The organism is Arthrobacter sp. ISL-72 (assembly GCF_018613755.1).
Classification (GTDB): Bacteria; Actinomycetota; Actinomycetes; order Actinomycetales; family Micrococcaceae; genus Arthrobacter.
Genome location: NZ_JAGGPP010000034.1, coordinates 38,396 through 50,483, shown reverse-complemented (window position 1 = coordinate 50,483; position 12,088 = coordinate 38,396). Strand labels below are relative to the sequence as shown.

Sequence of the window (12,088 nt, the reverse complement as noted above, 5' to 3'; positions counted from 1 at the left end):
TGTAGTGTGACTGAGCTATCTGCAAAACCCGCCTCCCTGCTGACCAGTACTGCCCAGAGCGGTGCCGCCAACTATCCGGGACTGGACCGCTGGCGGGAACTTCCCGTTTCGCAGCAGCCCAGCTGGCAAGACAAAGAAGTTTTTGACGCGTCGGTGAAGGAACTGTCCGTCCTGCCGCCGCTGGTGTTCGCCGGCGAAGTGGACATCCTGCGCGAACGGCTCGCCGCCGCCGCCCAGGGAAAGGCCTTCCTGCTCCAGGGCGGTGACTGTGCGGAGACGTTTGAGGCGGCAACCGCGGACAAGATCAGCGCCAGGGTCAAGACCATCCTGCAGATGGCCGTCGTCCTGACTTATGGTGCTGCCATGCCGGTCATCAAGATGGGCCGCATGGCCGGCCAGTTCGCCAAGCCGCGCTCCTCCAACGACGAAACGCGCGACGGCGTGACGCTCCCGGCCTACCGCGGCGACATCGTGAACGGCTACGACTTCACCCCCGAGTCCCGCGGCCACGACGCCGGCCGGATGCTGAAGGCCTACCACACGTCCGCTTCCACGCTGAACCTTATCCGTGCCTTCACCCAGGGCGGTTTCGCCGACCTCCGGCTGGTGCACCACTGGAACAAGGGCTTTACCGAGAACCCGGCGCATGCCCGCTACGAGTCGCTTGCCCGCGACATTGACCGTGCCATCCAGTTCATGGCTTCCTGCGGGGCCGACTTCGAAGCCTTGAAGCGCGTGGAGTTCTTCGCGAGCCACGAGGCGCTGCTGCTCGACTACGAGCGCGCGCTGACCCGCATCGATTCCCGCACCGGGCTGCCGTACGACACCTCGGCACATTTCCTCTGGATCGGCGAACGCACCCGCGAGCTGGATCACGCCCACGTCGATTTCCTGTCACGGGTCCGCAACCCTATTGGCGTGAAGCTGGGACCCTCGACGTCAGGCGACGACGCGCTGCGGCTTATCGACAGGCTGGATCCGGACCGCGAGCCCGGCCGCCTGACCTTCATCACCAGGATGGGCGCAGGCAACATCCGCGAGAAGCTGCCCGCCATCGTTGAGAAGGTCACGGCTTCCGGCGCCCAGGTTCTTTGGGTTACCGACCCCATGCACGGGAACACGGTCACTTCGCCCAACGGCTACAAGACGCGCAACTTCGACGACGTCATCGACGAAGTGCGTGGCTTCTTCGAAGTCCACCACTCTCTGGGAACCGTTCCGGGCGGCCTGCACGTCGAGATGACGGGTGATGACGTCGCGGAATGCCTTGGCGGCGCCGACCCGATCGACCAGGAAGCCTTCCTTGACCGCTACGAGTCGGTCTGTGATCCCCGTCTGAACCACATGCAGTCGCTCGAAATGGCCTTCCTCGTCGCAGGGGCACTTGCCAAGCGCTGACCCGGTCCACTGACAGAAAAGATCAACAGAAAAGCTCCGCCCGGCTGGATCAGCCGGGCGGAGCTTTTCTGGCCGGGCGGAGCTTTTCGATGGCGGCCGTTTCAAAGGCCGCATATTCCTAAAGGGGCCTCGTATTCCTGGACGACAGTTTCCTGAACGACGGTTTCCTAGACGACGGTGAGGGTGATGACGGAACCTTCAGGCACCTGGGTGTTTACCGGGTCCTGGTCCCGGACCGTTCCAAAGAAGCCGCCAAGGACGTTGTTGACCCGGACCTCGAAGCCAAGCTTCTCCAGCGCTTTGCGGGCATCGTCCGCCTGCTTGCCGATATAGCTCGGCACGTTCACGAGCTTGGGTCCCTTGGACACCGTGAGGGTGACAGATTCGCCCCGCGTAAGCGTCCCGGACGACGGCTCCTGGGCCACGACCGCACCCTTGGGGACCTTCTTGTCGTTGACAGTTTCCGGTGAGATCACGGCCTTGAGGCCTGCGGCCTCAAGCGCCTTGACCGCCGCCCCCTGTTCCTGCCCGCGAACGTCCGGAACCGGAATCGGTTCAGGTCCCTTGGAGACAGTAAGGCCGACTGGCGTGCCGCGCCTGGCGGCGGTGCCCGCCGGCGGATCCTGCGCGAGCACCGTACCTGCCGGCTCGGTTTCGCTGAACGTCTCGATGACGGGGCCCAGGGCCATCTCGGCGCCGTTGAGTTCGTTCTTCGCTTCATCCAGCATCAGGCCGCTTAGGGACGGCAAAGGAAATAGCTGTGGACCCTTGGAAACAAACAGCGATACCGGCTGGAACTTGCGGATCTCGCGCCCCGCTTCAGGTTCGGTGCCCACCACCAGGCCGGCCTGGATGTCGTCATCGAAAACGTCCTTCGTGCTGGATTGGAACCCCGCGGTGGCAAGCAGCTGCTGTGCCTCGGCCACCGTCTTGTTGGCCACCCTTGGAATGGTCCCGGGGGAGCCGGGGCCCATGCCGAAGAACCAGCCCGCACCCGTGGCAAGCAGCGCCGCGATCACCAGGACGATGATCCAGAGTAGGCCGCGGCGGCGGGAGTTCCCTTCACGCAGCGAGCGGACGGGTGTTGAGGCTGCCTTGGACTGTGCCCTGGCGGCATCGCGGTCCTGTTTGCGCTGCGCCCTTTTACTCAAGGGAACTGCGTCGTCGTCATCCCCGTCGCCGAAAGCGGCATCCGGTTCCGGCGGGGGTGCCAGGGCTCCGAACTGCCCGGGGCGCCGCGGTGAGGCCGAGAGGACCGTAGTGGGATTGCTTTCCCTGGAGATGACCTCCGTCGGATGCTGTCCGGCAGGATTCAGGATCTCCGTTTGTTCCTGCCCGGCAGGGGTCGGCGGCCCGAAAGGCGGGGAGGCGGGCGGCTGCGCGGGTGGGCGCAGTCCGGCCGGGGAATGGGCGACGGCGGCAATCGCCGCGGGGGGCTGGAGATCCAGTTCGGGGTCGGTCAGGTTGGTGCGGATGTGCCTGAGCTCCGAAAGGAGGGCATTGCCGTCAACGGGACGCTGCTCCGGGTCCCGGGCGGTGCACCACTGCACCAGTTCATCAACTTCCGCAGCAAGCCCGGGCACCTCGGCCGAAGGGGCTTCCACGGCGGAATTCACATGCTGATAGGCCACCTGGATGGGGACTTCGCCGTCGAAAGGCTGCTTGCCGGTGATCATCTCATACAGCATGATGCCTACCGAGTAGATATCACTGCGTGCATCCGCCTGCCTGCCGAGCACCAGTTCAGGTGACAGGTAGGCCACCGTGCCGATCAGTGCGCCGGTGCTCGTTGACGTGGTGACAGCCCGCGCCAGGCCGAAGTCACCCACCTTGATCCGTCCGTCGTCGGCGATCAGGACGTTCTCAGGCTTGATGTCCCGGTGGATCAGGCCGGCGGCGTGTGCCGCGCCCAGCCCTTCGACCACGGGGTCGATCAACGCCAGGGCAAGCCGGGGGGACAACGCCCCCTTCTCCTTGAGAACGTCCCGCAGGGTGTGGCCCTTGATGTATTCCATCACCAGATAGGCTGTGTGCCCGTCGATGCCCTGGTCCAGGACGCCTACGACATGCGGGTGGGACAGCCTGGCCGCGGCCTTGGCTTCCCGGCCCAGCCTGTCCAGGAAGTGTTCGTCATTGGCGAGGTGCGGGTGGAGGACCTTGAGTGCCACCTCACGTTCGAGCCGCTGATCCGTTGCCAAGTAGACGGTGGACATTCCGCCGCGCGCCAGCCTGGACTGGACCAGGTACCGGTTGTCCACCAGGGTTCCAACAAGGGAGTCCGACACTTTTTCCTGCACCCTACGATCCTAAGTGCTACACGGAAACGGGTCCGAATCGACATGCAATCCGGACCCGTATCGTTACCCTTGCGCTGCGCGCATCGGCACCCTCACCTCCACCGTACAGCGGGACCTCCACCGTACAGCGGGCGAGGCGACGGCTTTAGCCGAAATTCTTCTTGTGCGCCTTGATAGCAGCTACATACGCCTTGGTGTCGTCGAACATGCCGTTTTTGCTGACGGAGTACTGGCCCTGGTAGTAGCCGGCGATGGCGTGGTCCAGGTCCTTGCTGGTGTTGATCAGCTGGCGGATGATGGCCACACCGGCCGTTGCATTGTCATAGGGATCGAGCAGGTTCAGCTTGCGTCCCACAAGGTCCGAAGCCCATTCGCCCGACGTGGGGATCACCTGCATGGTGCCGATGGCATTCGCCGGCGAGACGGCCCGCTGGTCGAAGCCGGACTCCTGGTAGGCGAAAGCCAGCGCGAGGGAGGGATCGACACCCATCCGCCGCGCCGTGTCCGCGACGATCGACTTCATCTGTTCCCTGCTGGGCACTGGCGACGCGTTGAGGAGGGCCTTGTTCTGGTTGGCAGAGGACACCACTGCTGAGGGGTACGTGAAGCCGAGGAACGAGCTGGGCACCAGGGGAGTGACGCTGGCGGCCGGCTGGATCGAGCCTCCCGGGATCGCCAGCTTGTTCCCGGGGTAGATCACGCTGGTCATGCTCAGCTTGTTCGCCGACAGGATGTCCGACAGCTTGACCCCGTGCTTTGCGGCGATGCCGGACAAGGTGTCGCCTGCCTTGACCGTGTACGAGCCCGAACCGGTGTTTGCGGTCGCAGCAGGTGCCGGCGAGGGCGCTGACGCCGGCGCCGGAGCGGAGGCCTGCCCGCCGCCGATCTTGATTTTCTGGCCGGGATAGATGATGGAGCTCATGTTGAGCCCGTTCCAGCCCAGTACCTCGGAGAGCTTGACGCCGTGCCGTGCTGCAATGGCGCCAAGCGTGTCACCGGCCTTGACCGTGTAGGTGCTGCCCCCGGAGTTGGAGGGGGCAGGAGCCTCTTGCTTGGCTGCAGGGGCGGAAGGTGCCGCGGCAGAGCCGGTCAGCTTGATCTTCTGTCCGGGGTAGATGACGGTATTCGGCTGCAGGTTGTTCAGCTTCAGGACCGTGTTGGTGTCGAGGCCGAAGCGGCGCGCGATGCCGCTGATGGTGTCGCCGCGCGCAATGGTGTACTCGGCCGGAGCGGCGGGCTGGGCCGGGCGGAAGGAGCTGGGGAGGGCGGTGGAGACCGATCCGGCAGGAATGACACCGGACCTCAGCGACGCTTCCTGGGCCTGCATTGCAGCGGCAAGGGTGGCCGGCAGCGTCCGCGGGCGGCTTTCTGCCGCGGCAGGCTCAGCGATGGCCAAGGAGGACAGGACGACTGCCGGAAGGGCGGCGGTTGTGGCCGCAATCAAGGGCAGGCTCGGCCTGGGGTGCTGCTTAGGCGATCGGGGCGTCGTCATGGGAGTGATCCTCTTCTCAGCGGCGAATGCTGTCGGTCAAGCCGTTGTTACGTCTGGTACTAGTGTTACTAAAGTTGGTGCTGGTGCAAATGTGATCTATGTGAATCTCTCACGATTTGCGGAATAGCACAAGAAATGTTCGGGAATGTAGAAATGCCTTCTTTCGGAGTGTCGATTGACGGTTTCCTGACGCAGCATGGTGCTGACTAGGCGCAATAGCGCCCGCCGTGGCAATCTTGATCCGTGAGTAATGTAGAGAGCCTCGTTGGCGAATGGCTGCCGCTGCCCGACGTCGCAGAAATGATGAACGTTTCCATCACCAAAGTCCACGGGCTGCTGGACGAAAAGGCCCTGGTTGCCCTCCGGGTAGGCGACCGTCGAATCAGGTCGGTGCCCGCCGACTTTATGCAGGACGGCCATCCGGTAGAGAGCCTGAAAGGGACCATCGTGGTCCTGGCCGATGCGGGCTACTCGGATGAGGAATTGATTTCGTGGCTTTTCACCCCGGACGAATCACTGCGGGGCCGCCCGATCGACGCACTGCGCGAGGGCCGGAAGACGGAGATCCGCCGCAGGGCACAATCCCTCGCCTGGTAGTACTTTGCAGGCTTAGGACTTGCGGGATTCCCCGGTAGTCCATTCCCTTTGCAAGCGCCGGGCCGCGCCGCCGGACTCAGGCGGCGCGGCTGACGGTTGCCTCGGCCAATTTCCGCAAGGCCGTCTTGGGAAGATCTTCCAGTGGCAGCAGGTCAAGTTCGGTGAACGCGGCGCGGCCGAACTCTTCAATCAGGACTTCGGTGGCCTGGAGTGCGCCGCAATCCACAATGATGCGCCGGATCTCTTCCACGTCGGCGTCGGACAGATCAGGGCTTCCGAGTTTAGCGTCAAGGAACTGCGATTCGTCCGGCGGCGCCTGGTCGAGGGCGAACGCCACCAGGACCGTCCGCTTTCCTTCCTTAAGGTCGTCGCCCGCGGGCTTTCCGGTGGCCACCGGATCTCCGAAGACTCCAAGCACGTCGTCCCGGAGCTGGAAGGCTTCGCCGAGCGGCAGGGCAAAAGCGGAATAACCCCGGAGCAGTTCATCTGAAGCTCCTGCCAGGGCGCCGCCCAGGGCAAGCGGGTGCTCGGTGGAATACTTCGCCGACTTGAACCTGATGATCGACTGGGCCCGGCTTACTGCCCCCGCACGGTCACGCATCGGCCCCGCCACTTCTTCGAGGATGTCAAGGTACTGGCCTGCCATTACTTCGGCCCGCATCAGGTTGAAGATCAGCCGCGCCTGGCTTCCCGACGCCGCCGCCTGGCCGATGTCGGTGAACGTTTCCTCGCTGAAGGAGAGGCACAGGTCGCCGGTGAGGATGGCGGCCGCATGGCCGAAGCGCTCACTGTCCAGCGCCCAGCCCTGGTCTTCATGCAGCTGGCTGAACCGGCGGTGCACGCTGGGGCCGCCGCGCCGTGTATCGGAACGGTCGATGATGTCGTCGTGGATCAGTGCCGCGGCCTGGAAAAGCTCCAGTGCCGATCCGGCGGTCACCACCTCAGCGGCTGCGGCCTCGCCGCCGGCGCCGCGCCAGCCCCAGTAGCACATCAGTGCCCGCAGCCGTTTGCCGCCCGTGACCAAGTTGGAGATGGAGCCCATCAGCGGATCGATGTCCTGGGAAATGGCGGACATGACGGACTGGCGGGTAGCCAGGAAGTCATTGAGCCTGCCGGCGACGGCGGCGACGAAGGCCGTCTGTTCCAGGCGCAGCTGCTCTGCGACCGTCACTTCGCAGACTCAGCTGCGACGTTGGCTCCGATAGTGAAGGTGGAGACGCCGCCGGCTTCCACCACCGCTATGTTCACTGTCTCGTTATCGCCGCGGAGGAAGTCCTTTGACGCAACGCCGCCCACGTTGTCCCCGGGTACTACCTTGAAGCCCTGGGCCTCCAGCTGTTTTGTGTAGAAGTCGACGACGGCGGCGGCCGGGGAGGTGATGCTTCCCACCATTGCTGCGGTCGCCGGAGTGGACGTCTTGTCAAAACTGCTTGAAACCACCTTGGCCCCCGGCATGACGGGCAGCAGCTTTTCCGGGAAGCCGGGAACGAGTGCCCCGACGGTCGCCGTGGTTCCGGGCGAAGCCGAAGGGCTGGCCGGTGCGGTGGTGGACGGCTGCCCGGAGGATGCCTGCCCGGATGCGGAAGCCTGCTCAGTGGCGGAAGCTGAAGCGCTTGCGGTCCCGGAAGCCGTGGGGCCGGGAGCGGACGGGGTGCATGCCGCCAGGGCCAGCACGGCGCCAGCCACGATTGCAGCGCAGCCCGCAGGCTTGAGCTTTCCAATTACCTTCACAGGGACAGTCCTCCTGGTGTTGATGCCGGATTCAGCCTCCAGTTTAGTCAGTACCGCGGCATAGGATTGAAGGCGTGGGGTCGGAACAGGATAAACAGCAGCTCGAAGCGACCCTCAGGGAGCTCCGCCGAAGCAGCATCATGCATGTGGACATGGACGCTTTTTTCGTCTCCGTTGAGCTCCGGAGCCGGCCCGGGCTTCGTGGCAAGCCTGTGATCGTGGGCTACCCTGCCGACCGTTCGGTGGTGCTGTCCGCTTCCTACGAGGCCCGGAAATTCGGGGTCAAGTCCGCCATGCCCATGGCGATTGCGGCGCGGATGTGCCCCTCGGCAGTGATAATCGAACCCCGGCACAAGCTCTACTACGAAGTTTCCGCCCAGCTGATGGCCATCTTCGGTTCGATCACGGACCTGGTGGAACCGCTGAGCGTTGACGAGGCCTTCCTTGACGTCGGCGGAGCCATCCGGCGGCTCGGAAGTCCGGAGGAGATCGGCGGGATCATCCGCCGGCGCGTGCGGGACGAACTCGGCATTACCGCCTCCGTCGGCATCGCTGCGAGCAAGTTTGTGGCCAAGATAGCCTCCACCCGCTGCAAGCCGGACGGCCTCCTGCTGATCGGTCCGGATGAGACTGTGCCCTATCTGCACAGCCTTCCGGTCAACGCACTGTGGGGCGTGGGGGCCAAGACTGGCGAGGTCCTGGCCCGGATGGGCATCCGGACGGTCGCGGATGTTGCCGCGACGCCGCTTTCCTCGCTCAAGAAGTTGCTTGGTGCGTCGGGGGAGCACGTCTACAGGCTGTCCTGGGGGATTGATCCACGGCCGGTGACTCCGGTCCGCGTTGAGAAAAGCATTGGGGCCGAGGAAACATTCGCGGTGGATACGGCAGACGACGCGTTACTCCACCGGGAGCTCCTGCGTCTTTCCCACCGGACGGCGGAGCGGCTACGCAGCGCCGGGCTGGTTACCAGGACTGTCTCCCTCAAACTCCGTTACACCGACTTCTCGACCATCACCCGCAGCAGGACCGTGCATGCGCCGGTCGACAGTGCACAGCTTATCTACGGCGTTGCCGTCCAGCTTCTCGAATCGCTGGGGCCGCGTGCCATGACGGTGCGGCTTGTTGGCGTCCGGGCCGAACAACTTGAGGATGCGGCCCAGACCTCGCTGCAGCTGAGCCTGGACCGCCGCGACGATAACTGGCGGGCTGCTGAACAAGCCCTGGACAGGGTGGCGGAGAAATTTGGCTCGAAGTCGGTGCTCCCGGCCAGGCTGCTGGACCCGCACCAGGACGCCGACTGACGGCTCTTGGAATGGCTGCGTTTCTGCCCTGCCGGGCGGCGCCGGAGTGTCTTTCAGAACAGGGCGCAACAAACTATCCTTAGATATACATAGATTTCGAACGTCTGGGCATGCTTCAAAGCAAGCACTGAAATGGCAGCTGGATCAGCCCGTCGTCTGAATGCGTGGTACCACGATTCTCCGATATTCGGAGGACGGGAACCTCCCACGCATGCCGGACGTTAGGGGATTGAGAACAGAGGCCACGGCAGGTCAGGACGTTGGCCGACTTAAGGAGGTCGTGATGCCGCTCTCGGAGCACGAACAGAAGTTGCTTGAGCAGTTGGAGAAGCAGCTGCACGAGGACGATCCTAAGTTTGCCAATTCCATGGGATCGGACCCGGGCCGCAACTGGTCCACGCGCCACATCGTTATCGGCGTGCTGGCCACGTTGGCCGGTGTCCTCCTCCTGCTGGTGGGAGTGTCCCTTCAGAGCATTTTCGTCGGGGTTCTTGGCTTTATCGTCATGGGAGCCGGAGTATATTTCGCGACTATGCGCAGCTCGGCGGCCGGCGGCAGGAAAACCGGCAAGCGCAGTTCATTCATGAGCGGCCTGGAAGAGCGCTGGGACGAACGCCGCCGCGGCGAACCGTAACAGCCGCACGCTAACGCTCCACTTTGCACCACCTGCCCTGGGCAGGCCTGCACGAAGACCCGCTGCCGGCGGGTCTTTTTGCGTTTAAAACCCCGACATTCCGGGCCCGCGACAGCACGGCGGTCCGCCCGCCCGGCGTCGTACTTTTTCTGCTGGCCGCCGGGGCCCCACCTGCCGCGAAAACTCCTCCACTTTCCACCACCGGGCCGGATCCGCGCATTTCCGCGGGACTGTTCGTCCAATCCCGGGAGGAATAGCCCGTGTCGCGTTGACTGTGGAGCGATGTGGAGTAAAGTGGAGCGAGTAAGAGGGTAGTGGCAGCACAGGGGACGTGCAGCTCCTGACGACAGACAGGCGGGTGGCCATGTTTCTTGGCACTCACTCGCCGCGTTTGGACGAAAAGGGGCGGATCATCCTCCCAGCGAAGTTCCGTGAGGAACTTGCCAGCGGCTTGGTACTCACAAGGGGCCAGGAACGCTGCATCTACGTCTTCAGTGAGCGGGAATTCGAAAGGATTCACGAGCAAATGCGGGAGGCGCCCATTTCCTCCAAGCAGACTCGTGACTACATCCGGGTTTTCCTCTCTGGAGCCTCGGACGAGGTACCTGACAAGCAGGGGCGCGTGACTATTCCTCCCGCACTCCGGGCTTACGCAGGTCTCGGCAGGGAACTCGCCGTCATCGGCGCCGGTTCCCGGGCGGAGATCTGGGATGCCCAGGCCTGGAATGAGTACCTGGCAGAGAAGGAAACCTCCTTCTCTGAAACCGACGACGCCATCCCGGGAATCTTCTGAATCCCGGAGGCGACGGCGGAAGGGCTTCTTGAACGAGATCTCCAGCCGCCCATCCGAACGTTTTCCTGACTCACTTCCCCGGAGCCAGGCGGACGCCCGGATAGGCGCGGATGGGGATCTGGCTCAAGAAGCGCACCGAGGACCACCGTTGCCTACCGAGGCACAAACAGGCACGAAAGGACGAAGGTATGAGCGATCCCAACCAGCCAAAACCCACGTCCGAACGCCATGTACCGGTTCTCAAGGACCGGTGCATCAATTTGTTGGCCCCGGGTATTGAGGCAGCCCGCCGCCGCGGCGAGACCCCGGTGGTCATCGACTCCACCCTCGGCATGGGCGGCCATTCCGAAGCGCTGCTCCAGCGTTTTCCGGACCTCCACCTGATCGGCATCGACCGCGACGAAGAAGCGCTCGCCCTCGCCGGCGAGCGTCTGAAGCCGTTCGAGGACCGGACGGACCTGGTCCATGCTGTCTACGACGAGATCCCCGACGTCCTCGAGGACCTTGGCGTAACGGAGGTGCACGGCGTCCTCATGGACCTCGGGGTTTCCTCCCTGCAGCTCGACGAGCGCGACCGCGGGTTCGCCTACTCCTTCGATGCACCCCTGGACATGCGGATGGACACCAGCCGGGGTCAAACGGCCGCGGATGTTGTGAACAACTACAGCGAAGAAGACCTGGTCCGCATTATCCGCAAATGGGGCGAGGAGAAGTTCGCCGGCAGAATCGCCAACCGCATCGTGGCCGCGCGCGAAGCCAGGCCGTTCACCACCACGGGTGAACTGGTGGACACGATCCGGGCCGTGGTTCCGGCCGGGGCTGCCAAGACCGGCGGGCATCCGGCCAAGCGGACGTTCCAGGCCCTCCGGATCGAAGTCAACGAGGAACTCGACGTCCTGGAACGCGCGGTGCCGGCTGCGGTGGATGCCTTGGCCATGGGTGGCCGCGTTGTGGTGATGTCCTATCACTCGCTGGAAGACAAGATCGTCAAGAAGGTCTTCCAGGCAGGCTCGAAGTCCTCCGCGCCGCTGGGCTTCCCGGTGGAACTGGAAGAACACAAACCCGATCTCAAGACCCTGACCAAAGGCACTGAGGTGCCTACTGCCGATGAAATCGCCGAAAACCCACGCGCAGCGTCCGCCCGGTTGCGCGCAGTCGAACGAATCAGAGCCAGGAGGGCCGCATGAGCACCGCCGCTGCCAAGAACTTCCCAGTCGTGTCCGGCACGGCAGCCCGTGCCTTGACGGGGCTCAAGCCGTCCGGCGGTTCGGAGCGGAAGCTGCGGACCCCGCTGTCGGTGGTCCGCTCCACTCCCCGCAAGCGCAGGGCTCCCTTCGTGGTGCTCTGCTTCGCCATGCTGGCCCTCGCGCTGATGGCCGTCCTGGTCCTGAATATTTCGGTTTCCACGGCCCAGTACCAGCTGGTTCAGCTGCGCAGCGACCAGTCCACGCTGACGAAGCAGAACCAAGATCTGACGCAGCAGGTCCAAAACTATGATGCTCCGCAGAACCTGGCCGCCAAGGCCATGGAGCTGGGCATGGTGGCTTCCACCGGCAAGGGCCAGATCGATTTGTCCACCTTGACGGTCAGCGGCACCCCGAAGCCGGCAGTCAAGGGTGACAAGCCCGGTGCTGTCATCGCGGCACCGGCCGTTGCCGGACAGTTGACGGTGGTTCCCCCCGCCACCACCAAGGAACCGCTGGCCGTCCGTAAGCCCGCCGAAGCCGCAGCGGCACCTGCTGCAGCAGCACCGGCGCCGGCCGCGGCTGCTCCGAAGCCGGCGGTGGATCTGCACGGAGGATCCGTTCCGGCGCCGAAGCAAAAGACGCCGGGACAGTAATCGGC

General features: G+C 64.2%; 11 protein-coding genes. 7 read left to right on the top strand and 4 right to left on the bottom strand.

The window, feature by feature from the left end:
* Positions 1-6: 6 nt before the first annotated feature.
* Entirely contained in the window at positions 7-1,398 is a 1,392-nt protein-coding gene (locus J7I92_RS21395) for a class II 3-deoxy-7-phosphoheptulonate synthase (protein ID WP_214843794.1), read from the top strand.
* A gap of 167 nt (positions 1,399-1,565) precedes the next feature.
* Here the strand turns inward: J7I92_RS21395 and J7I92_RS21390 are convergent, their stop codons facing one another.
* Positions 1,566-3,695, bottom strand: a complete 2,130-nt coding sequence (locus J7I92_RS21390; RefSeq protein WP_214843792.1) for a Stk1 family PASTA domain-containing Ser/Thr kinase — start codon at positions 3,693-3,695, stop codon at positions 1,566-1,568.
* A 145-nt stretch (positions 3,696-3,840) separates the two neighbouring features.
* The gene (locus J7I92_RS21385; RefSeq protein WP_214843791.1) at positions 3,841-5,187 is read right to left on the bottom strand and encodes a LysM peptidoglycan-binding domain-containing protein; all 1,347 of its coding nucleotides are present in this window, start codon (positions 5,185-5,187) and stop codon (positions 3,841-3,843) included.
* A gap of 243 nt (positions 5,188-5,430) precedes the next feature.
* Here J7I92_RS21385 and J7I92_RS21380 point away from each other — a divergent pair, with 243 nt between their 5' ends.
* Positions 5,431-5,784 (top strand): Rv2175c family DNA-binding protein, encoded by a 354-nt coding sequence (locus J7I92_RS21380; RefSeq protein ID WP_214843790.1) that lies wholly within the window; start codon positions 5,431-5,433, stop codon positions 5,782-5,784.
* Positions 5,785-5,860: 76 nt separating this feature from the next.
* Here J7I92_RS21380 and J7I92_RS21375 read toward each other — a convergent pair whose 3' ends face one another.
* Together J7I92_RS21375 and J7I92_RS21370 are read right to left on the bottom strand one after the other, a co-directional pair.
* Complete coding sequence (locus J7I92_RS21375) at positions 5,861-6,955, bottom strand: polyprenyl synthetase family protein (RefSeq protein ID WP_214843789.1); 1,095 nt, start codon at positions 6,953-6,955, stop codon at positions 5,861-5,863.
* Positions 6,952-7,515 carry a hypothetical protein gene (locus J7I92_RS21370; protein WP_214843788.1) on the bottom strand — a complete coding sequence of 188 codons (564 nt, stop codon included), beginning with the start codon at positions 7,513-7,515 and terminating at the stop codon, positions 6,952-6,954. Before J7I92_RS21370 ends, J7I92_RS21375 begins: the two co-directional genes overlap by 4 nt.
* A 140-nt stretch (positions 7,516-7,655) precedes the next feature.
* Here J7I92_RS21370 and dinB point away from each other — a divergent pair, with 140 nt between their 5' ends.
* The 5 genes from dinB to J7I92_RS21345 all read left to right on the top strand — a co-directional run bounded on the left by dinB (position 7,656) and on the right by J7I92_RS21345 (position 12,083).
* Positions 7,656-8,816: a DNA polymerase IV gene (dinB, locus tag J7I92_RS21365; protein ID WP_214843848.1), complete on the top strand. Its 1,161-nt coding sequence runs from the start codon at positions 7,656-7,658 to the stop codon at positions 8,814-8,816.
* 283 nt (positions 8,817-9,099) lie between these two features.
* On the top strand, positions 9,100-9,450 hold the full coding sequence (locus J7I92_RS21360; RefSeq protein ID WP_214843787.1) for a DUF3040 domain-containing protein: 351 nt from the start codon (positions 9,100-9,102) through the stop codon (positions 9,448-9,450).
* 364 nt (positions 9,451-9,814) lie between these two features.
* The gene (gene mraZ, locus J7I92_RS21355; RefSeq protein WP_028271726.1) at positions 9,815-10,243 is read left to right on the top strand and encodes a division/cell wall cluster transcriptional repressor MraZ; all 429 of its coding nucleotides are present in this window, start codon (positions 9,815-9,817) and stop codon (positions 10,241-10,243) included.
* A gap of 188 nt (positions 10,244-10,431) precedes the next feature.
* A complete protein-coding gene (rsmH, locus tag J7I92_RS21350) occupies positions 10,432-11,430 on the top strand; it encodes a 16S rRNA (cytosine(1402)-N(4))-methyltransferase RsmH (RefSeq protein WP_214843786.1) in 999 nt (332 codons plus the stop codon).
* A complete protein-coding gene (locus tag J7I92_RS21345) occupies positions 11,427-12,083 on the top strand; it encodes a hypothetical protein (RefSeq protein ID WP_214843784.1) in 657 nt (218 codons plus the stop codon). Before rsmH ends, J7I92_RS21345 begins: the two co-directional genes overlap by 4 nt.
* The last annotated feature ends 5 nt before the right edge of the window (positions 12,084-12,088 follow it).

What these genes read in the sequence shown, in the direction of transcription:
- J7I92_RS21385 (WP_214843791.1), bottom strand. Translation starts at nt 5,187, where the DNA reads ATGACGACGCCCCGATCGCCTAAGCAGCACCCCAGGCCGAGCCTGCCC.
- dinB (WP_214843848.1), top strand. Translation starts at nt 7,656, where the DNA reads ATGCATGTGGACATGGACGCTTTTTTCGTCTCCGTTGAGCTCCGGAGC.
- J7I92_RS21360 (WP_214843787.1), top strand. Translation starts at nt 9,100, where the DNA reads ATGCCGCTCTCGGAGCACGAACAGAAGTTGCTTGAGCAGTTGGAGAAG.
- mraZ (WP_028271726.1), top strand. Translation starts at nt 9,815, where the DNA reads ATGTTTCTTGGCACTCACTCGCCGCGTTTGGACGAAAAGGGGCGGATC.
- rsmH (WP_214843786.1), top strand. Translation starts at nt 10,432, where the DNA reads ATGAGCGATCCCAACCAGCCAAAACCCACGTCCGAACGCCATGTACCG.
- J7I92_RS21345 (WP_214843784.1), top strand. Translation starts at nt 11,427, where the DNA reads ATGAGCACCGCCGCTGCCAAGAACTTCCCAGTCGTGTCCGGCACGGCA.